This window comes from Spectribacter hydrogenoxidans (assembly GCF_031846275.1).
In the GTDB taxonomy this organism is placed as follows: domain Bacteria; phylum Pseudomonadota; class Gammaproteobacteria; order Nevskiales; family Salinisphaeraceae; genus Spectribacter; species Spectribacter hydrogenoxidans.
Genome location: NZ_JAVRIB010000011.1, coordinates 15,274 through 36,068, shown reverse-complemented (window position 1 = coordinate 36,068; position 20,795 = coordinate 15,274). Strand labels below are relative to the sequence as shown.

20 protein-coding genes and 1 riboswitch are annotated in these 20,795 nt (G+C 67.2%); of the genes, 5 read left to right on the top strand and 15 right to left on the bottom strand.

Annotation, left to right across the window (positions count from 1 at the left end; genetic code table 11):
* Positions 1–74: 74 nt before the first annotated feature.
* Complete coding sequence (locus tag RM532_RS11195; protein WP_311653415.1) at positions 75–572, top strand: YqiA/YcfP family alpha/beta fold hydrolase; 498 nt, start codon at positions 75–77, stop codon at positions 570–572.
* On the opposite strand, the gene RM532_RS11190 is transcribed toward RM532_RS11195, so the two are convergent.
* Positions 544–1,584: a quinone-dependent dihydroorotate dehydrogenase gene (locus tag RM532_RS11190; RefSeq protein WP_311653414.1), complete on the bottom strand. Its 1,041-nt coding sequence runs from the start codon at positions 1,582–1,584 to the stop codon at positions 544–546. The two genes, RM532_RS11195 and RM532_RS11190, sit on opposite strands and share 29 nt — an antisense overlap.
* Positions 1,585–1,679: 95 nt before the next feature.
* Between RM532_RS11190 and RM532_RS11185 the strand changes: the two genes are divergently transcribed.
* The 4 genes from RM532_RS11185 to RM532_RS11170 all read left to right on the top strand — a co-directional run bounded on the left by RM532_RS11185 (position 1,680) and on the right by RM532_RS11170 (position 4,295).
* The gene (locus tag RM532_RS11185) at positions 1,680–1,832 is read left to right on the top strand and encodes a hypothetical protein (protein WP_311653413.1); all 153 of its coding nucleotides are present in this window, start codon (positions 1,680–1,682) and stop codon (positions 1,830–1,832) included.
* Between the two features lie 144 nt (positions 1,833–1,976).
* Complete coding sequence (gene dusA / locus RM532_RS11180) at positions 1,977–2,984, top strand: tRNA dihydrouridine(20/20a) synthase DusA (RefSeq protein ID WP_311653412.1); 1,008 nt, start codon at positions 1,977–1,979, stop codon at positions 2,982–2,984.
* Positions 2,984–3,556 (top strand): peptidylprolyl isomerase, encoded by a 573-nt coding sequence (locus tag RM532_RS11175; RefSeq protein ID WP_349255310.1) that lies wholly within the window; start codon positions 2,984–2,986, stop codon positions 3,554–3,556. The genes dusA and RM532_RS11175 overlap by 1 nt, the downstream gene beginning before the upstream one ends.
* Before the next feature lie 16 nt (positions 3,557–3,572).
* Positions 3,573–4,295 carry a UDP-2,3-diacylglucosamine diphosphatase gene (locus tag RM532_RS11170; protein ID WP_311653411.1) on the top strand — a complete coding sequence of 241 codons (723 nt, stop codon included), beginning with the start codon at positions 3,573–3,575 and terminating at the stop codon, positions 4,293–4,295.
* 3 nt (positions 4,296–4,298) lie between these two features.
* On the opposite strand, the gene RM532_RS11165 is transcribed toward RM532_RS11170, so the two are convergent.
* From RM532_RS11165 to leuB, 14 genes are all read right to left on the bottom strand, one after another.
* Entirely contained in the window at positions 4,299–5,063 is a 765-nt protein-coding gene (locus RM532_RS11165; protein ID WP_311653410.1) for a ferritin-like domain-containing protein, read from the bottom strand.
* A gap of 26 nt (positions 5,064–5,089) precedes the next feature.
* Complete coding sequence (locus tag RM532_RS11160) at positions 5,090–6,280, bottom strand: O-succinylhomoserine sulfhydrylase (RefSeq protein ID WP_311653409.1); 1,191 nt, start codon at positions 6,278–6,280, stop codon at positions 5,090–5,092.
* Between the two features lie 58 nt (positions 6,281–6,338).
* Positions 6,339–6,415, bottom strand: a riboswitch (SAM riboswitch).
* Positions 6,416–6,465: 50 nt separating this feature from the next.
* A complete protein-coding gene (gene purF, locus RM532_RS11155; RefSeq protein ID WP_311653408.1) occupies positions 6,466–7,977 on the bottom strand; it encodes an amidophosphoribosyltransferase in 1,512 nt (503 codons plus the stop codon).
* Positions 7,978–7,979: 2 nt separating this feature from the next.
* Positions 7,980–8,522 (bottom strand): CvpA family protein, encoded by a 543-nt coding sequence (locus RM532_RS11150; RefSeq protein ID WP_311653407.1) that lies wholly within the window; start codon positions 8,520–8,522, stop codon positions 7,980–7,982.
* A 62-nt stretch (positions 8,523–8,584) separates the two neighbouring features.
* The gene (locus tag RM532_RS11145) at positions 8,585–9,295 is read right to left on the bottom strand and encodes an SPOR domain-containing protein (protein WP_311653406.1); all 711 of its coding nucleotides are present in this window, start codon (positions 9,293–9,295) and stop codon (positions 8,585–8,587) included.
* Positions 9,283–10,542, bottom strand: coding sequence for a bifunctional tetrahydrofolate synthase/dihydrofolate synthase (folC, locus tag RM532_RS11140; RefSeq protein ID WP_311653405.1), 1,260 nt, complete (start codon positions 10,540–10,542; stop codon positions 9,283–9,285). The genes RM532_RS11145 and folC overlap by 13 nt, the downstream gene beginning before the upstream one ends.
* Positions 10,539–11,414: an acetyl-CoA carboxylase, carboxyltransferase subunit beta gene (gene accD / locus RM532_RS11135; RefSeq protein ID WP_311653404.1), complete on the bottom strand. Its 876-nt coding sequence runs from the start codon at positions 11,412–11,414 to the stop codon at positions 10,539–10,541. The genes folC and accD overlap by 4 nt, the downstream gene beginning before the upstream one ends.
* On the bottom strand, positions 11,411–12,241 hold the full coding sequence (gene trpA / locus RM532_RS11130) for a tryptophan synthase subunit alpha (RefSeq protein ID WP_311653403.1): 831 nt from the start codon (positions 12,239–12,241) through the stop codon (positions 11,411–11,413). The genes accD and trpA overlap by 4 nt, the downstream gene beginning before the upstream one ends.
* A complete protein-coding gene (gene trpB / locus RM532_RS11125) occupies positions 12,238–13,422 on the bottom strand; it encodes a tryptophan synthase subunit beta (protein WP_311653494.1) in 1,185 nt (394 codons plus the stop codon). Before trpB ends, trpA begins: the two co-directional genes overlap by 4 nt.
* A gap of 28 nt (positions 13,423–13,450) precedes the next feature.
* A complete protein-coding gene (locus RM532_RS11120; RefSeq protein ID WP_311653402.1) occupies positions 13,451–14,077 on the bottom strand; it encodes a phosphoribosylanthranilate isomerase in 627 nt (208 codons plus the stop codon).
* A gap of 52 nt (positions 14,078–14,129) precedes the next feature.
* A complete protein-coding gene (gene truA / locus RM532_RS11115) occupies positions 14,130–14,930 on the bottom strand; it encodes a tRNA pseudouridine(38-40) synthase TruA (RefSeq protein ID WP_311653401.1) in 801 nt (266 codons plus the stop codon).
* A gap of 20 nt (positions 14,931–14,950) precedes the next feature.
* Positions 14,951–18,487 (bottom strand): FimV/HubP family polar landmark protein, encoded by a 3,537-nt coding sequence (locus RM532_RS11110; protein WP_311653400.1) that lies wholly within the window; start codon positions 18,485–18,487, stop codon positions 14,951–14,953.
* A gap of 170 nt (positions 18,488–18,657) precedes the next feature.
* Positions 18,658–19,683 (bottom strand): aspartate-semialdehyde dehydrogenase, encoded by a 1,026-nt coding sequence (locus RM532_RS11105; protein WP_311653399.1) that lies wholly within the window; start codon positions 19,681–19,683, stop codon positions 18,658–18,660.
* A gap of 33 nt (positions 19,684–19,716) precedes the next feature.
* A complete protein-coding gene (leuB, locus tag RM532_RS11100; RefSeq protein ID WP_311653398.1) occupies positions 19,717–20,793 on the bottom strand; it encodes a 3-isopropylmalate dehydrogenase in 1,077 nt (358 codons plus the stop codon).
* Positions 20,794–20,795: the final 2 nt, after the last annotated feature.

The following is a 20,795-nucleotide window of genomic DNA, read 5'->3' as shown; positions in this document are numbered from 1 at the left end:
AGTATCCCCTACTCGCCCGGGTGCTGACCACCGGCGTAGCATGGGCGCCGACGTTTTCGACGGGACAACACAGCATGTCCGGCAGACAGGTGGTATTCGCGCATGGCAAGGAAAGCGGCCCCTGGGGCACCAAGATCCGGTATCTCGCGGATATGGCGGTGGCTGCAGGGTGGTCGGTGGAAAGCCCGGATTACAGCGGCCTGGACGATCCCGGCGACCGGCTGGAACAACTGCTGGCCCGTCCACGCGACGCCGAGCGGCTGGTACTGTGCGGCTCCAGCATGGGCGGCTACGTCAGCGCGATGGCCTGCCAGCGGTTGCAGCCGCACGGGCTGTTCCTGCTGGCGCCGGCTGTCTACCTGCCCGGTTATCCCGGCGAGCCCGCCGACTGCCCGGCTGCCACGGTGGTGGTGCACGGCTGGCGCGACGACATCGTGCCGCCGGCCAACGCCATCCGGTTCGCCGAATCCCGAGGCTGTGCGCTGCATCTGCTGGATGACGGCCATCGCCTGGTGGACAGTCTCGACTTCATCGGCCGGCAGTTCAGCGAACTGCTGCGCTCGCTGGGATGATCGGGGCCTGCAGCGCGCGGACGCACTCGGCCACCAGACCCGGCCCGCGATAGATCAGCCCGGTATACATCTGCACCAGACTCGCCCCCGCCGCGATCTTGGCGCGCGCGGTCTCGCCGCTGTCGATCCCGCCCACGCCGATGATCGGCATCTCTCCGGCCAGCGCATCGGCCAATCCGGCGATCACCTGATTGGCCAGGGGCGCCAGCGGCGCGCCGCTCAGGCCACCCTGCTGTTCGGCCAGCGGATGTCCGCGGAGGCCGGGCCGGCTGATGGTGGTGTTGGTCGCAATCACCGCGTCCACCGCCGCTCGCCGGAAGCTGTCCGCCATGGTCTGCAACGCGGCAGCGTCCAGATCCGGCGCCACCTTGACCGCCAGCGGCACGTATCGCCCGTGCTGATCCGCCAGCCGCTGCTGCGCAGCCTTCAGATCGGCCAGCAATGCATCCAGCACCGCGCCTGCCTGCAGCTCGCGCAAACCTCGGGTGTTCGGCGAGGAAATATTGACCGTGACGTAATCGGCCTGCGGATAGACCCGCTCGAGCGCCCACAGATAGTCGTCGGCCGCCTGCGCCAGCGCCGTGGTGGCGTTCTTGCCGATATTGATGCCGAGAATGCCGCGATAGCATCGTCCGGAAAGCCGTTCGATCAGCGCCTCGACGCCGTCGTTGTTGAAACCCAGGCGGTTGATCAGGGCCCCGGCCTCGGGCACGCGGAACACCCGCGGCCGCGGATTGCCGGGCTGCGGGCGCGGGGTCACCGTGCCGATCTCCAGAAAGCCGAAGCCCAGTGCTCCCAGTCCGTCGACGCAGCGGCCGTCCTTGTCCAGGCCGGCCGCCAGTCCCACCGGATTGGGAAAATCCAGTCCCATCACCCGGCGTGGTGACGACGGGACGCGGGCGCCGAACAACAGGGCATTGACCGAGGCGGTGCGCGCCAGACCCGTCAGCGTCAGGGCATGGGCTTTTTCGGGATCGAGCGCGAACAGCGCGCGGCGGGCCAGTCGATACATACGCGCATTATGCCCGACGCCCGCGACCCATTCGGATGACAGCGGCCACCCGTCGGTTTAACATCCACGTGAAACCAGACGCGGGAGAACCAACAATGCGTATCGATGCCATTCTCATGGTGCTCGGCGTGGCAGTGATGGCCGCCGGCACCTTCTTCGTGCTGGAAACCACGGTCGAGACTCCGGGCCCGCAGCTGTCGCCGGTAACGCCCCAGGAGCCGCCGGTGGTCGAGGAAAGCGAGGCCTAGGCACGACACGGCCGGGCCCTTTGCCTCGGCCGGCCTGTCGACCCGTTCGACGAAATCGGGTAAACGCCCGCGCCTCCCGTTTCAGACCCGGCTCATGACCACGGCCGTGCGCGGTCTTGAAGCCGCGTTCTTTGAACCCGTTCCATGACGCATACGCTCAGCGACAACCGCGAACACCGCTTCTGCGTCGCCCCGATGATGCAGTGGACCGATCGCCATTGCCGGGTGTTTCACCGGCAGCTGACGCGGCACGCACGGCTGTATACCGAGATGGTGACGACCAGCGCCATCCGGCACGGCGACCGCGACCGGCTCCTGGCATTCGATCCGGTGGAACACCCGGTGGCGCTGCAGGTAGGCGGATGTGACCCGGCAGACATGGCGATGGCGGCGTGCGCCGCTGCCGACTACGGCTATGCCGAGATCAACATCAACGTGGGCTGCCCATCGGACCGCGTTCAGAATGGCGCATTCGGCGCCTGCCTGATGGCCGAACCGGCCCGGGTGGCCGATTGCGTGTCGGCCATGCGGGCAGCCGCCCCGCTGCCGGTGACGGTGAAGACCCGCATCGGCATCGATCACCAGGACGACTATGCGTTTCTGCATGCGTTTGCCACGCAGGTGGCGAATGCCGGCTGCGAGACACTGATCGTGCATGCCCGCAAGGCCTGGCTCTCCGGGCTGTCGCCCAAGGCCAACCGCGAGGTGCCGTCACTGGACTACGAACGGGTGTACCGCCTCAAGCGCGATTTCCCGGCCCTGCGCGTGGTGCTCAACGGCGGCATCGAAACTCTCGACCAGGCCAGGCAGGCCCTGACCCGGGTGGACGGGGTGATGATCGGCCGGGCCGCCTACCAGCGCCCGTGGCTGCTGGCCGGCGTTGACCGGCAGATGTTCGGTCAAGCCGACGAGCCAATCACCCGTCACGACGCCATCCGGGCACTGTTGCCCTACGTCGAGCACGCCATGCATGATGGCGCCCAACTCAAGCACATCACCCGCCATCTGCTGGGGCTTTTCCATGGCTGTCCGGGGGGACGGCGCTGGCGACGGATGCTGAGTGAACAGGCCCATCGTCCCGGCGCCGGCATCGAAATTCTGCTGGCCGCGCTGGCCGAGGTCCCCGAACAATCCACCGCGGAGGTCGCCTGATGCGCACCCTGTCCCGGCTCGGTGCCGGCCTGCTGGCCGTCGTCGTGTCCCTGTCCACCCATGCCCAGGAGACCAATCCGATGGTCCGAATGGATACCAGCCTCGGCGAGATCCGCATCGAGATGTTCGCCGACCAGGCCCCCAAAACCGTCGACAACTTCCTGACCTACGTGCGCGACGGTTTCTACGACGGCACCATCTTTCACCGGGTGATTCCCGGCTTCGTGATCCAGGGTGGCGGCTTTACCGAGGATTTCGACCGCAAGTCCACCCGGGACCCGATCCGCAACGAGGCGGATAACGGCCTGGATAACGAACGCGGAACCCTGTCGATGGCACGTACCAGCGATCCAAATTCCGCCACCTCCCAGTTCTTCGTCAACCTCAGCGACAACAAGCCGCTGGACCAGGGCCCCGGCAATGCCGGCTATGCCGTGTTCGGGCGCGTGGTTGCCGGCATGGAAGTGATCGACAAGATCGCCGCCCTGCCCACCGGCGCCGCCGGCCCGTTCCGCCAGGACGCCCCGCAGGAAACCGCGTTGATCGAATCGGCGGAAGTCATCGAGCCCTGACGCGGATACCGGCAGCGTGGCGCTGCATTTCATTGCCGACCTGCATCTGGAGCCCCGGCGACCAGTGCTGACCGGCGTCATGCAGCGCTACCTCGCCGGCCCCGCCCGCGCGGCCGAAGCGCTCTACATCCTCGGCGACCTGTTCGAGTACTGGGTGGGCGACGACGGCGGGCTGCGCACCCACGCGGACACCGTGGCCGGCATCCGCCGGCTGGCCGATCAGGGCGTACCGGTTTACTTCATGCGCGGCAATCGGGACTTCGCGGTGGGCAACGCGTTCGCGGACGCCGCCGGACTCACCCTGCTCGAGGATCCGGCCACCCTGGACTTTGACGGCCGTCGGGTGGTGCTGTCGCACGGGGACCGCCTGTGCACCGACGACCTCGCCCACCAGCGTTTCCGCGCCCGCTATACCGACCCCGACTGGCTCGACCGGATGCTGGCCCTACCCCTGTGGCAGCGACAGTGGATCGCCCGCTATGCACGCTGGCGCAGCCGCCTGCGCGGCCGCCGCAGCAATCCGGAGATAATGGACGTCAACCGGCAAACAGTGCGGGCCTTCATGGCCGAACGGGAAACCCGGTTACTGATCCACGGCCACACCCACCGCCCCGCCGATCATGAGCTCACGGTCGACGGCGAAAACGCTCATCGGCTGGTGCTGGCCGACTGGCGACAGGATCATGGTGAGGTGCTTACGCTGGACAACTCGGGATGGGAGCGCCATCCCCTGATATAGCCGCTAAGCGGACGAGTTTCGCTCTTGGAGATACTCGAGCTCGGACTCGGCAAACCCGGCCCGCCGCCGGTCCGGGAAGTTATACGGGCCGGGCGGCCCGCCGTTCATGTAGGTCTCGAGCAGGTGCGGAAACAGCGTGTCCGGATCCTCGCCGCGCTGCTCGCAGCAATACCGAAACCAGCGGGTGCCGATGGCCACGTGCGGCACCTCCTCTTCCAGGATGATTTCCAGGATGGCCACCGTTTCCCGGTCGCCGGCGCCGGTGAGGCGCTTGATCATCCCGGGCGTGACATCCAGCCCACGGGCCTCCAGCACACGCGGGACCAGCGCCATGCGCACCAGTACGTCGTGCGCCGTTTTTACTGCGGCTTCCCACAATCCGTTGTGGGCGTCGAAATCGCCGTAGGCGAATCCGAGCTCGCCCAGCCGTTCGCTCAGCAAGCGAAAGTGCCGCGTCTCGTCCGCGGCAACCCGCAGCCAGTCGCGGTAGAAGTCGGCCGGCATGCCGGTGAAACGCCAGGCGGCGTCCAGCCCCAGATTGATGGCATTGAACTCGATATGGGCGATGGCATGAACCAGCGCGGCGCGGCTCTCGACCGTCCCCAGGCCGCGCCGCGGCAGCTTCGCCGGGTGCACCAGCTGCGGCCGCGACGGCCGGCCGGGCATGGCGATGACCGGCGATTCGCCGGTCTCGCCTGCCAGCACACCGGCATCCCCGACAGCCAGTTCGTCGACCCGGCGGCACTTGTCCACCGGATCGTCGGCCATCAGAGCCGAATGGATGTCATCGCGCGTCAAAGGGCTGCCAGCCCTGGCTCGAGATCGGCAATGATGTCCTCGACATTCTCCAGGCCGGCCGAAATCCGCACCAGTCCGTCGCCGATGCCGGCGCGGGCGCGTTCCTCGGCGGAAATCCGCGAATGCGTGGTGCTGGCCGGATGCACGATGGTGGTCCGGGTGTCGCCAAGATTGGCGGTGATCGACAGCATGCGGGTGCCGTTGATCACCTGCCAGACCCCGGCCCGGCCGCCGGCCACCTCGAATGCCACAATACCCCCGAAGCCGGTCTGCTGACGGCTCGCCAGTTCGTGCTGGGGATGCGACGCCAGCCCGGGGTAATGCACCCGTGTGATGCCCGGTTGTGCCTCCAGCCAGGTCGCCAGCGTATGGGCGTTCTCGCTGTGGGCACGCATGCGCACTTCCAGGGTTTCCAGCGCCTTGTGGAAAATCCAGGCATTGAACGGGCTCATCGCCGGCCCGGCCGTGCGCAGGAAACCAAACACCTTCTCGCCCACGGTCTCGGCGTCCCCGATCACCGCGCCGCCCAGCGCCCGGCCCTGGCCGTCCAGGAACTTGGTGGCGGAATGAATGACGATATCGGCGCCGAAATCGAACGGTTTCTGCAGCGCCGGGGTGCAGAAGCAGTTGTCGACCACCAGCCAGCAGTCGTGCTCACGGGCGACCTGCGCCAGCGCGGCGATATCCACCACCTCGGTGAGCGGATTCGACGGGGTCTCCACGAACAGCATCCGCGTGTCGGGCGTAACCGCATCGCACCAGGCGTCGACATCCGTGGTCGCCACGTAACTGGTGCGGATGCCCAGCTTGCCCAGGTAGTTGTTGAACAGGCTGATGGTGGAGCCGAACAGGGTGTTGGCAGCCACGATATGATCGCCCTGCTCCAGCAGCCCGAGGCAGGTGGACAGGATCGCGGACATGCCCGACGACGTGGCCACGCAGCACTCGCCGCCTTCCATCGCCGCCAGCCGTTCGCCGAAGGCGCGGACGGTGGGATTGGTGAAGCGTGAGTAGATGTTGCCGGGCTCGTCGCCGGCGAAGCGGGCCGCGGCCTGGTCGGCCGAATCGAACACGAAACTGGACGTGGCGAAGATGGGTTCGCTGTGCTCGCCTTCGGGCGTGCGGCTGCGGCCGGCCCGCACGCCGCGGGTGGCGGTGCCCCAGGTGGGTTGGTCGTTCTCATTCATTTCGATCACCCGTTACAACACGATAAGACATTGTTTGCGGGCACAAAAAAACCCGCGTGCGAAGCGGGTCATGCCCGATTTAGCAGTATTTATTACGCGCCCGCAAGCTGGTCACAAATCGGCGCACTTCGCAGCTAAAGACTAGCCCTGCCCCGGCAGCCGGGTCAAGTTGATGCGGGTCGGGTTCAGCGCGCGTTATGCAGTTCGATCACCGCGCCCGGGGCGCTGCGGCGCTGCTCCTTGGCCGAATCGGAGCGGAACAGCTCCAGTTGCGACAGGTAGTCATCGTTGATATCGGCGGTGACGTAATCGCCGGTGAATACCGAATCCTCGAACCGCTGGATATGCGGATTGCCCTTCTGCACCGCCCGTCGCAGGTCGTCCATGTCCTGGTAGATCAGACGGTCGGCGCCGATGATGCGGCAGATTTCGTCCTCGTCGTAGCCATGCGCCACCAGTTCGCTGGCCGACGGCATATCGATGCCGTAGACGTTGGGGTAGCGAACCGGCGGGGCGGCGGAGGCAAAGTACACCTTGTTGGCACCCGCCTCGCGGGCCATCTGGATGATCTGCTGCGAGGTGGTGCCGCGTACGATGGAGTCGTCCACCAGCAGCACGTTCTTGCCGGCGAACTCCAGGTCGATGGGGTTGAGCTTCTGGCGCACGGATTTCTTGCGCTGCTGCTGCCCCGGCATGATGAAGGTGCGGCCGATGTAGCGATTCTTGATGAAGCCCTCGCGGTACTTCACGTCCAGCTGGGCCGCCAGTTCCACCGCCGCCGTGCGTGAGGTCGAGGGTATCGGGATCACCACATCGATATCGTGGTCAGCCCATTCCCGCTTTATCTTGTCGGCCAGGTAGGTGCCCATGCGCAGCCGCGACTTGTACACGTAAACATTGTCGATAACCGAGTCCGGCCGCGCCAGATAGACGTATTCGAAGATACAGGGCGACACCACCGGCTTTTCCGCGCACTGGCGTACATGAAGCTGGCCGTCGAGCGTGATCACCACCGCCTCGCCCGGCTGGATGTCACCAATCAGTTCGAACCCCAGCGCATCAAGCGCGACACTTTCCGAGGCCACCATGTAATCGGTACCCGCCGGCCCGGTACGCTTGCCGTAGACCACCGGCCGGATGCCGTTCGGATCACGGAATGCCACCAGCCCGTAGCCGGTGATCATGGCCACCGCCGCATAGGCCCCGCGACAGCGGCGATGCAGGGCTGCCACCGACTCGAACACATCGTTTTCGTTGAGCGTCAGCCCACCGCGCAGCATCAGCTCGTGGGCGAACGCATTGAGCAGGATTTCGCTATCCGAATCGGTATTCAGATGGCGGCGATCGGCGCGGAACAATGCCTCGCTGAGCTCGCCGGCATTGGTAAGATTGCCATTGTGCGACAGGCAAATGCCGTAGGGCGTGTTCACGTAGAACGGCTGGGCCTCGGCCGAGGATTCCACCCCCGCCGTGGGATAGCGCACATGCCCGACCCCAGCGTTGCCCTGAAGGCGCACCATGTGCTCGGTACGGAAGACATCCCGCACCAGTCCATTGTCCTTGCGCAGGTGCAGACGCCCATCCTGCGTGGTGATGATGCCGGCGGCGTCCTGCCCGCGGTGCTGCAGGACGGTCAGTGCATCGTAGATGTCCTGATTGACCGGCCCCTGGGCGACCATTCCGGCAATTCCACACATGGTCAGGCGTTGTCTCCCGTATCGTTGGTTGGCGCCGTGTCAGTAGGCACCGGCGGGTCGAAGCGGATTTCCGAGGCCAGTTCTTCCGGCAGCCAGTCCCGCAGCCAGACGGCGCCCCGCTCCAGATGCCCGACGAACAGCGACTGATCCCACCAGTCGTCCCGGGGCACCGGCGTGAGCCCGGCAATGAGCACCAGCAACACCAGCAGCGCGGCCCCGCGCAGCACCCCGAACAGGCCGCCCAGGCCGCGATCGGTGCCGGCAAACCCGGTACGGTCGACCAGCCCGGCCATCAGGTGATTGAATACCGCCCCGATGATGAGCACGGCGATGAACAGCACGCCAAAGGCCACGGCCAGACGCGCGGAGCCCACGGAAATCCAGCCTTCAAGCATGCCGGCGGCCGGCGTGGCGAAGCGGAATGCCAGCCAGAAGGCCACGATCCACGTGGCCAGGCCAATCGCCTCGCGAAAGAAGCCACGGAAGAACCCGACCATGGCCGAAACGGCGATCACGGCCAGAATCGCGTAGTCGATCCAGATCACCGGCGGCTATCGCTGCGAGGGCGTCATGACGCGGATGTTACCAGACCGGAGACGCAGCCGGCCTATTCGGCCGACTGCACCTGCGGCTGGTGTCCCGCCCCGCGCAGCTTGACCGCGGCGTGCTCGGCCTCGGCCTCGCTGCCAAACGGACCGACCCGCACCCGGTAGAACGTACGCTCACCCACCGTGGCCGGCTGGTAGAACGCCGGAAAGTCGGGATTCAGTTCCGCCGCCAGGCTGCGCGCATTGGCCTCGTCGCCGAAGCTGCCGACCTGGACAACCCAGTCTCCCGCGGGTGTCTGCTCGCGACGCAGGCTGGTTGCGGCCGGCGGCGCCTCGGCGGGCTCGCTTTCGGGCTCGGGCTCGGGCTCGGGCTCGGGTTCGGGTTCTGGCTCGGGTTCTGGCTCTGGCTCGGGTTCCGGCTCGGGTGCCGGTTGCGGCTCGGGCTCGGGTGCGTTGGGCGTTTCCTGCTTCGGTTGCGATGCCGGCGGCTCTGTCTCGCCAGACTGGTCCCGGGCAGGCACGGGCTGCGACACCTGCGCCGGCGGCGTGTCCGTCTGTTCCGTTCCAGACGAAGTGCCCTTCGCCGGAGCCGTCTCATCCTCGTCCACCGGTACGGCTTCGCCGGACGGGCGAATCTCGAACACCCGCACCTCTTCACCCTCGCCCGGGCCGTCGGGCTGGGCCAGCCAGACCAGCGTCGCCGGAATCAGCACCCCGATGCCCAGCAGCACGGCCGCGCCCAGCAGGCGCAGTTTGGTCACGTCTTCCACGGGCTATCCTCCAACAGAGTCATGACCTCGCCCACGGTATAGAACGACCCGCAGACCAGGATGCGATCGCCGGGCTCGGCCCGGCCGCGGGCGGCGGCGAATGCCGACCCGATATCCTCGTAGGCCGAAGCCGATCCCGGCAATTGCGCCGAAAGTGCCTCTCCATCCAGGCCTCGCGGTCCGCTCAGACTGCCGGCGAACCAGGCCGTCACGACATCGGCCAGGTGGGTGGTCGCGCCCGCGATCGGCTTGTTCGCGAGCATGCCGATGACCGCCAGCGTCCGCCCGGGGACCGGGTGCTTCGCCAGCCACTCGCGCAATACCGCCATGGCCTCGGCGTTGTGACCCACGTCCAGCACCAGGTCCACGGCCCCTGCCAGGCGCTGGCGGCGCCCCGGCACCGCGAACCCGGCAAGCCGGGCATCGATGACGGATGCATCCAGTGGATAGCCGGCGGCGCGAAGCGTGGCCAGAGCCGCTGCCAGGTTATCGGGCAGCAGGCCCGGAACCGGTTGCAGCGCGAATTCGGCCCCGGTCCAGTCATGCCAGTGCCAGTGTTGCGCCCCGGCCACCAGGTCGTAATCGATCCCGATCCGGCGCAGCAGCGCGCCAGTCTTCGAGGCGGCCGCGGCGATGCTGGCCGGGGGATCGCGGTCGGCACAGACGGCGGGTCGATCGGCACGGAAAATCCCGGCCTTCTCGCGACCAATGGCCTCGCGGTTATCGCCGAGCCAGTCGACATGATCGAGGCCGATACTGGTGATCACCGAGGCCGTCGCATCGAAGGCGTTGACCGCGTCCAGCCGCCCGCCCATGCCGACTTCGAGCACTACCTGATCGACGCCGGCCTGTGCGAAGCAGTGCATGGCCGTGAGCGTGCCGAATTCGAAATAGGTCAGCGGAACCTCGCCACGGGCCTCGGCCACGGCCCGGAATGCGGCGACCAGCCCGGCATCGTCGACCGGTTCGCCGTCGATGCGGATGCGCTCGTTGTAACGAACCAAGTGCGGCGAGGTGTACACACCGGTGCGGCCGGCCAGCAGCCGTTCCAGTACCAGCGCGCAACTGCCCTTGCCGTTGGTACCGCCCACCGCCAGGATCGGGGCCGGGAACGGCTGCAACCCCATGCGGCCGCCGACTTCGACCACGCGGGCCAGATCGAGATCGATTTCCCGGGGGTGAAGCGTTTCCTGCCAGCGCAGCCAGTCGTCGACGGTAACCGGGGTCGGCGACAGCACCGCGCTCATTGAATGTCGGCGGCGCGGGCTTTCTGGTGGGTCATCATCGCCAGCAGGTTGTGCACGCGATCACGCAACTCGCGGCGGTCCACGATCATGTCGATCGCACCGTGCTCCAGCAGGAATTCGCTGCGCTGGAAGCCCTCCGGCAGCGTCTGCTGCACCGTCTGCTCGATCACGCGTGGGCCGGCAAACCCGATCAGGGCGCCCGGCTCGGCCATGTTGATGTCGCCCAGCATCGAGAAACTGGCGGCAACACCACCCATGGTGGGATGCGTGAGCACCGACACGAACGGCTGCCCGGCGGCGCTCAGGCGGCCGAGGGCCGAACTGGTCTTGGCCATCTGCAGCAACGAGAACAGACCTTCCTGCATGCGTGCGCCGCCGCTGGCGGAGAAGCAGACCAGCGGGCGCTTGCGTTCCGCGGCATGCAGCGCGGCGCGGGCGAACTTCTCGCCCACCACACTTCCCATCGACCCGCCCATGAAACGGAAGTCCATGGCGCCGGCAACAATGGCCAGCCCCTTGACCGCTCCGTCCATGACGATGATCGCCTCGCGTTCCTCGGTATCACGCTGGGCCTGCTGCAGGCGTTCGCGATACTTGCGATTGTCGCGGAACTTGAGCGGGTCGCGCGGTTCGATGCTGCCGAACAGCTCCTCGCGCGGCTCGTGGTCGAGAAACGTGTCCAGCCGCTGGCGGCCGGTGAGCACCTGGTGTGCGCCGCACTTGGGACAGACCTGGATGGTGCGCTCCATCTCCGCGCGGTAGAGCACCGCACCGCAGTCGTCGCACTTGGTCCAGACGCCCTCGGGGACGTTCTTCTTGCCCTCGGCGTCGCGATTCATCTGCGAAGGCATGATCTTCTCGAGCCAACTCATGCGCTTGCTCCGACCGCGGCAGTGGTTTCATCCATGGCCCGACGCATGGCCGCGAGCGTGGCCGGCACCTCGGTGCAGAGGCGATCGCGATCCGCGCCGATTTCGCCGATCTGGCCAACCAGGGCGCTGCCCACAACCACCCCGTCCGCCACCCGCGCCACGGCGGCCGCGGCGTCCGGGGTACTGATACCGAAACCCACGGCCAGGGGCTGGTCCGTATGACGGCGAATCATCGCCAGCCGGTCGTCCAGCGCCGCCACGTCCAGTGACGCCGCACCGGTTACGCCCTTGAGCGACACGTAGTAAAGAAAGCCACTGGCGTGTTCCGCGACCCGAGCCAGCCGCGACTCGATGGTGGTGGGTGCCACCAGACAGACCGTATCCAGCCCGGCCGCGGTGAACAGCGGCGCCACATCGCCGGCCTCGTCGGCGCCCAGATCGACCGCGAGAACACCGTCCACGCCCGCCTCGGCGGCCGTACTGGCGAACCGCTCGATGCCCATCGACTCCAGCGGGTTGAGATACCCCATCAGCACGATCGGGGTGTCGGCATCATCGCGGCGGAATGTCCGGACCATGTCGATCACATCGTGCAGGCTCGTGCCGCCGGCCAGCGCCCGCTCGCAGGCGGCCTGGATGACCGGCCCATCGGCCATCGGGTCGGAAAACGGCACACCCAGTTCCAGGATGTCCGCCCCGGCCCCGACCAGCCCGTGCAGCAGCGCCACGGTGCTGTCCGCATCCGGGTCGCCGGCGGTTATATACGGAATCAGCGCGGTGCGGCCGGCGGCGGCCAGGGCCTCGAAGCGGTGACGGATCCGGCTCAAAGTTCGGCTCCGTCGAATTCGGCCACCGTGGCCACGTCCTTGTCGCCGCGGCCGGACAGGTTGATCAGCACATGCTGATCGGTATCCATGTCCGCAGCCAGCTGCATCGCATAGGCCACGGCGTGCGCGGTTTCCAGTGCCGGCATGATGCCTTCAACGCGGGTCAGTTCGTGGAAGGCGGCCAGGGCCTCGCGATCGGTGACGCTGCCGTAGTGGGCGCGGCCGATATCCTTGAGCCAGGAGTGCTCGGGTCCGACGCCGGGATAGTCCAGCCCGGCGGAGATCGAGTGGGTGGCCGAAATCTGGCCGTTGTCGTCCTGCATCAGGTAGGTGCGATTGCCGTGCAGCACGCCGCTGCGCCCGCCGGTCAGCGGCGCCGCGTGGCGGCCGGTTTCGATGCCGTCGCCGCCGGCTTCCACCCCGTGCAGCGCCACCTGTTCATCGTCCAGGAACGGATGAAACAGACCGATGGCATTGGAGCCGCCGCCCACACAGGCCACCAGGGCGTCCGGCAGCCGGCCGATGCGTTCCTGCATCTGCCCGCGTGCCTCGCGACCGATCACGGACTGGAAATCCCGCACCATCGCCGGATAGGGATGGGGACCGGCCACGGTACCGATGATGTAGAAGGTGTCATCCACGTTGGTGACCCAGTCACGCAGGGCCTCGTTCATGGCGTCCTTGAGGGTACGGGAGCCGGATTCCACCGGCCGCACCTCGGCCCCGAGCAGCTTCATGCGGTAGACATTCGGCGCCTGGCGGCGCACATCCTCGCTGCCCATGTAGACCACGCACTGCATGCCCAGCCGGGCGGCCACGGTGGCGCTGGCCACCCCGTGCTGACCGGCGCCGGTTTCGGCAATCACCCGGCGCTTGCCCATGCGGGCGGCCAGCAGGCCCTGTCCGATGGTATTGTTCACCTTGTGGGCGCCGGTGTGGTTGAGATCTTCGCGCTTGAACCACAGCTGGGCGCCGCCGACCTTCCGGGACAGCCGTTCCGCGTGGTACACCGGCGAGGGCCGGCCCACATAATGCTGCAGGTCGGCATCCAGTTCGGCCTGGAATTCGGGATCGTTGCGCAGCCGGTCATAGGCTTCGCGCAGTTCCTCGAGCGGCGCCATCAGCGTTTCGGCAACGAAGCGCCCACCATAGGGCCCGAAATGGCCCCGGGCGTCGGGCATGTCACGCCAAGCGTGAAGATTGGACAGATCAGTCGCGGTCGACACGGTAAATCGCCTCGATGAATTGCTGCATGAGTTGATGATCCTTGATGCCGGGCGCGATCTCGACGCCGCTGCTCACATCGACACCATAGGGTCGCATATCCCGCACTGCCGCACCGACATTGTCCGGCTGCAGCCCGCCGGCCGCAATCACCGCCGGGCCATTCGGCAACACGCCCCGCTGCCAGTCGAAGGTTTCGCCGCGACCGCCGGCCTCGCCGGCCCGGTGACTGTCCAGCAGCAGCGCCGCAGCATCGGGGAAACGCGCGGCCCATTCCGCCGGATCGGCGTCGCCGCCCATCGGCACCGCGCGGATATACGATACCCCGAAGGCCTGGCAGAACTCCGGCGCTTCATTGCCGTGAAACTGCAGGATGTCCGGGCGCAGCGCATCGACCACGGTCTGCACGGAAGCCGCTGCCGCATCCAGGAACAGCGCGGTAACCGCCACGAACGGCGGCAAGGCCCGGCAGACCTCGCGAGCCTGCTCGATGGTGACGAAACGGGGGCTCTGATCGTAGAACACCAGACCGATCGCGTCGGCGCCGGCCATGGCGGCGGCCCGGGCATCCTCGGCGCGGGTGATCCCGCAGATCTTCACGCGCGTTCGCACAGCCACTCCCTCGGTGATCGCGCCGGCCGGGGTTGCCGACGTAAGCGACAGTTTACCAGCCGCCGCCCCCGGCGATCAGCGCCGATTCCGCCGGCGCTTCCGGCAGACTGAAGCGGGCCGGATAGCCCACCGCGCACAGATAAAGACCGTCGGCCGGCGCGGTCGGCCCTGCCACCGTGCGGTCCCGCCCGGCCAGCAGCCGCGCCGGCCAGCCGGCATCCCGCTGGCCGCGCCCCACCTGGATCAGCGTTCCCGCCAGGTTGCGCACCATGTGGTGAAGAAACGCATTGGCTCGCACCTCGATCACGATCAACCCCTGACGGCGCTCGATGCGCAGCTGTTCGAGACGTCGCCATGGTGTGCGGGACTGACAGCCCGCGGCGCGAAACGCGCTGAAATCATGCTCACCGAGCAACGGCTGCGCGGCGGCGTGCATGACATCCGCATTCAGGCGATAACGGCTATGGGTGACGCGCCCCGCGGTCAGGGCATCCCGAGCGGGATGATCGAACAGCAGATAGCGATAGGCGCGCCACTCGGCGGCGTAACGGGCATGGAAGTCGTCGGGGACCGGCCGTGCCCAGCGCAGGCTGATATCCGCCGGCAGGCGGGTGTTGCCACCGAACACCCAGGCCCGCGGCGGCCGCGGTGACGGTACATCGAAATGCACCACCTGCCCCGCCGCGTGCACCCCGGCATCGGTGCGTCCGGCGCAGACTACCCGCACCGGCGCATCCGCGACCCGACTCAGGGCGGACTCGACCCGCACCTGCACCGAGTCGGCATGGGGCTGCGCCTGCCAGCCTGCATAAGCGCTGCCCAGATACTGGATGCAGGCGGCGTAGCGCGGCATGCCAGGGAGGTCGCCGGGGCCTACAGACGCTTAAGCAGGTCTTCAGCCTCGCGGCGCTGATCGGCCGTGCCCTGGTCGCGCACCTCTTCCAGCAACGAGCCAGCCATGTCGGGTTCGCCCATGTCGAGATAGGCCCGGGCCAGGTCCAGCTGGATTGCCAGGTCCTCGCCACCGGCATCACCGGCCGGCGTATCTAGCGCCATGTCATCGTCGATCGGGCCGGTGGCGTCATCGGGCGACGCCGCCGTGCCGCCGGTATCGGGCATGACCGCTGCCGGGGGTACGGCTTCCGGCGCTGACGCCGTCCCGAATGGATCGTCGGCGCTGGCGTCGTCAGGAGTTTCTCCGGCCGGCGCCCGCTCCATGGTGTCTTCCGGCGATGAATCCGCACCAGTGTCTTCCTCGACACCCTGCCCGGCCGCCAGCGGCGCATCCAGATCGAATTCGTCGTCCAGCTGGAACGGGTCTTCGTCCGGAGCGGTTTCCGGCTCAAACGCCGTGACATCCGGCTGGTCCGCCGTCGCGTCGTCGGTCGAGGAATCGGGCCATGCCGGCTCGTCGGTCAGCGACAGGCCTTCATTGCTGGGCCATGCCGGCGCGTCATCGCCATCCAGCGTCCCGGGCTCACCGGCCGATGCCGGCGCGGGCGTCGGGCGCCAGTCCTCGTCCAGATCAAGGTCCAGGGCGGCCGATTCGTCCGTGACCGGCTCATGCGACTCCGCGTGGTCAGCCGCCGGGCGTTCCTCGGCGGGATCCGGCACATCGAACGGCATTCCATCGTCATCGGCGGTTGACGGTGAGTCGGTCAAAGTGTCGACGCCATCATCCAGCATGTCGCCATCCCCGGACACCGGAACATCCGGATCGCTCTCGGCGAAGGGATCGGTAAAGTCCTCGAAGCCGCCCTCGGCGGCTTCCGGAGGCTGGCGTTCGGTAGCCCCGGTCTCGCCCAGCCAGCCATCGCTGCTGCCCGCATCGGTTTGTCCGGATTCGTCGACAGACAGATCGCCGATATCGAACGCCAACGAGTCCGACAACGAAGCATCATCGCCAGCCGCGGGCTCAACGGTGCTGCCCGAGTCGAGTTCGAAATCGAACTGGTCGGGATCGAGATCGATGTCGGCATTCGTCGCCGGCGCGGATTCAGACTCACGGGGCGGGGTTTCAGCCGCCGGCCCGGGGGCGTTGCCCGCGTCGAACGACGCCAGCATGGCCTCGAATTCCTCGTCGGTCGAGGGGGTCAGATCGTCGTCAAGCCCGTCATCCGCCTCGGTTGTTCCCGGGGCCGCCGCTGCGGCAGGCGTGAGCCATGAGTGCGGCGCGTCGGCAGGCTCGGACAGGCCGTCTGCCGGCTCGCCGGCCACCCGGGTATTGGCGGCGAAATCGGTCTCGGGGGATGCCGCGTCCAGCCGTGAAGCGGGCAGCGGCACATCGGCGAACGAATCCTCGTCCGGGGCCAGTTCTCGGCCCATCGCCGCGGTTTCGCGCCAGCGCTCTTCGTCCGGGTCAGGATGGGGGAATATGTTGCGCGCATCGGCAACGAACGCGTCCCGTTCACCAGCGGCATGCAGCACTGCCAGCGTGCGGTCCTGCAGCCGCGGATCATCGGGATGATGCTCGCGGCCCATGGCCAGCACCGACAGGGCCTCGTCGTAGAGTTCGTTCTCCTCGTGGAAGCGGGCATCGGCCAGTACTTCCTCGACATCGGGCGCGGGCTCCGGGGCCGGCTCGGGTGCGGTTGCTGCCGCGGCGGTGGCAGCCGCCGCCGGCGTGGCCGCAGCGGTAACGTCGGGCGGCTCGTCCTGATCAAGGCCGCTGAAATCAGCCGGCATGGGCTTGTACTGCCGCCTGCGCAGATAGGCGAACAGAGCTACCACTAGCAGCAGACCGGCCAGTGCCAGCAGCAGCTGCCGCGCCGTGAACAGGTCGGCGGCCGAATCGGGCACCACCGATTCCACCGGGGTGATCGGCGCGCCGTTTTCAGATGCGGCGTCGGATGCCGGATTTCCGGCATCCCCGGCCCCGGCATTTCCGGCCGTCTTGTTTCCGGATTCGACATCCGCGGCCGTCGAGCCGGCCTCAGCGTCGCTATTCGTTTCGCCGTCCGCCACCACCTCATCGTCGCCGTCAGCGGCCGATGATGCCGCGTCGTCCGTGGATTCATCGGTGCCGTCGGCCAGGCCCGCCACCATCTCGTCGTCGACGGGTTCGTCCACGGCATCGCCGTTGCCCGCATCAGTAGCCGGTGTGTTCCCGGCGTCGGCATCGTCGCCAGCCACCGCGGCCATCTGGTCGTCGGAATCCTCGTTGGCGGCGTCATCCGCGCCCGGACTTTCATCGGCATCAGCGCCGTCGGCTACGGCGCTCTGAGCGCCTGCTGCCGGCTCGGAATCCTCAATGTCACCGGATTCCTCGTCGACGGTTGCGGCATCATCGTCGCCACGCGCCGGTTCGTCCGCTGCAGCCGCATTGTCGTCGGCGGTCGCGGCCAGGGCACCCAGTGCCTCACCGGTGTCGTCAGCACCGGACCCGCTCGACTCCGGTGTCGCCACTCGCGTGGCATTCGCGTCGTCACCCGCGGATTCCTCGGCAGCTTCCAGCCGCAGTTGGCCCGCGGCGCCATCGCCGGTATCCGGGCTACCGCCATCGGCCACGCGCGTCTGGCTCGAGGAACCGCCGAGCTGCTTGAACGCGCGGCGCTGCTCGGCCACCAGTTGCGTAGCCTCGCGGCGACTGATTGCGCGGATGTCCTCCAGGGAAGGAACGAACAGCGTGGCCCCCTCCAACATCAGATTCATGTTGCCGTCGAAGGCCTGCGGGTTGCTGCGGTAGAGCGCCACCAGCATCTGGTCCATGGTCACCGAACCCGCCGGGCGATTATCGCTGGCCAGGCTCCAGAGGGTCTGGTTGGGCTGGATCGGGCCGATGCGGCGCGGGCCGTCGGCCACCGACGCGGGCTTGCCCCCGCCGGGCTCCTCACGGTAGGCCGGTTCATCAGGCTCCGCCTCGGCGACCGGCTCGTCGTCCAATGGTTCCGTCGGGGCGGTATCGGCGCTGGTCTGCAGTTCGGGCCGGGATGCCGCTGCGGTGTCGAATTCCGCACCCGCCGGCACCGGGGGGGCAGCCTCTGTCGGCGGCGCCTGACCGGACGGTGCGGACGCCGGCGGATCGAGCAGGATGGTGTATTCGCGCAGTGCCCGGCGCCCGGACCAGTTGGCTTCCACCAGGAAGGTCAGGAAGGGCTCGCGGATGCTGCGGGTCGACCGCATGCGCACGCGCAACCCACCCTTCTCCGCGCTGTCGGAAAGAACCAGCTCGACCTCATCCAGAATGCCGACCCGCTCGATGCCGAAGCGCTCGAAGGTTGCCCGCGAGGCAACCCGCACCACGATGTCGTCCTGCTCCTCGGGCTTGACGCCGAGAAGCGGAAACGACGCACGCAGGGGCTGGTTGAGGGCCGATTCGACACGAATGTCACCGAACCCCAACGCATGCGCCGGGCCGACAACACCGACCAGCATGACCAGAACGGCCGCAATGGCCAGCTTGCATCTCATGAAAATCCGTGTCTCCCGCCTCGGCACGTGCCGACCGTTATACGTCAGCCATCCGGGTGCATCAATGCATGGCGCCGGGCCTGATGCGCGGCATCAGGCCTTTCCACCGTTATCGACCGGTTTCCGGCGGGCCACAGACATTTGCCTGTCCGGCCTGCCGGGTTCCCCCCTCAAAGATAGTCGCTGATCAGCCGTTCGGCGATCTGGATGCTGTTGAGCGCCGCTCCCTTGCGCACGTTGTCCGCCACCACCCAGAGGTCGAGGCCCCGTTCGTGCGAGATATCCTCGCGGATGCGGCTGACGAATACGGCGTCGTTGTTGGCTCCGTCGGTCACCGCGGTGGCGTAGCCACCGTCCTTGCGCTGGTCGATTACCTTTACGCCCGGCGCCTTGGACAGAATCTTCCGGGCCTGCTCGGCGGTGAGCTTGTCACGGGTTTCGATATGCACCGCCTCGGAATGGCCGAAGAATACCGGCACCCGTGCCGCGGTCGGGTTCACCTGGATATTGTCGTCCTCCAGGATCTTGCGGGTCTCCCACACCATCTTCATTTCTTCCTTGGTATAGCCGTTGTCCAGGAAGACGTCGATGTGGGGCAGCGCATTGAAGGCGATCTGCTTGGGGTAAGCCTTCGGCGGATCGATGTCCTGGCCGTTGAGCAGCTTCGCCGTCTGGTTGGCCAGTTCCTGGATGGCGGAGGCGCCGGACCCAGAAACCGCCTGGTAGGTGGCCACGTTAATGCGCTGGATGTAGGCGGCGTCATGCAACGGCTTCAGCGCCACGATCATCTGGATGGTGGAGCAGTTGGGATTGGCGATGATGCCGCGGGTGGTGTAACCAGCCAGCGCATGCGCGTTGACCTCGGGCACCACCAGCGGGATATCCGGTTCGCGTCGGAACTGCGACGTATTATCGATCACCACGCAGCCGGCCTCGGCAGCACGCGGCGCGTGGACCTCGGAGATTGATCCTCCGGCCGAGAACAGCCCGATCTGCACCTTGCTGAAATCGAACTCGGCGAGATTCTCGATACGGATCTTACGATTGCGGAACAAGATCTCCTTGCCCGCGGAACGCTCGCTGGCCAGCGGATAGAGATTGCGGACCGGGAATTTCCTCTGTTCCAGGATGCGGAGCATGGTCTCGCCGACGGCACCCGTGGCGCCCACAACGGCTACATCGAATTCTTTTGTCATGACGGGCAGTTGGCCTGCGTGGTTAAAGTGGAGTTACTGAAGCATGTCGATGACCGCACCGCCCATTTCGCCGGTACTGGCCACCTGCTTCTCATCGTCCATGATATCGCGGGTACGCAGTCCACGGTCCAGGGCGTCGCCCACCGCGTGCTCCACCCGCTCCGCCAGGTCCTGCCGGTGCAGGCTGTGGCGCAGCATCATCGCCACTGACAGGATGGTGGCCAGCGGATTCACCACGCCCTGGCCGGCAATATCCGGCGCGGAACCGTGTACCGGCTCGTACATGCCGCGGCCCGCCTCATCCAGCGCCGCCGAAGGCAGCATGCCTATGGAGCCCGTGAGCATGGCCGCGATGTCGGACAGGATGTCGCCGAACAGATTGCCGGTGACGATGGTGTCGAACTGCTTGGGCGCGCGCACCAGCTGCATGGCGGCATTGTCCACGTACATGTGGCTCAGTTCGACGTCCGGGTATTCCTGGCCGACCTCGTTGACCACATCGCGCCAGAGCTGCGAGACCTCCAGCACGTTGGCCTTGTCCACCGAGCAGAGCCGCTTGTTGCGGCGCCGGGCAATATCGAAGCCGACCCGGGCGATGCGTTCGATCTCGCCCTCGGTGTAGAGCATGGTGTTTACCGCCTGGCGCCGGCCGTGGGTATCCGTACGGGTGCTGCGCGGCTGACCGAAATAGATGCCGCCGGTGAGTTCGCGCACGATCATCAGATCCAGACCGGCCACCACCTCGTGGCGCAGGGTGGAGGCGTGGGCCAGCTGCGGATACAGCATTGCCGGACGCAGGTTGGCGAACAGGCCCAGTTCCGATCGCAGCTGCAGCAGCCCGCTTTCCGGGCGCAGCTCGCGCGGCAGCTCATCCCACTGGGCACCACCGACGGCGCCGAACAGCACCGCATCGGCCCCCCGGGCCTTTTCCAGGGTCTCGGCCGGCAGCGGCTCGCCGGTGGCCTCGTAGGCCGCGCCGCCGACCAGATCCTCCTCGAGTTCGACATCGAGGCCGTGATCCCGCTGTAACGCTTCCAGCACGCGTGTGGCTTCGCGGCAGATTTCCGGTCCGACACCATCGCCGGGCAGCACCAGTATTCTTGCAGTCATTG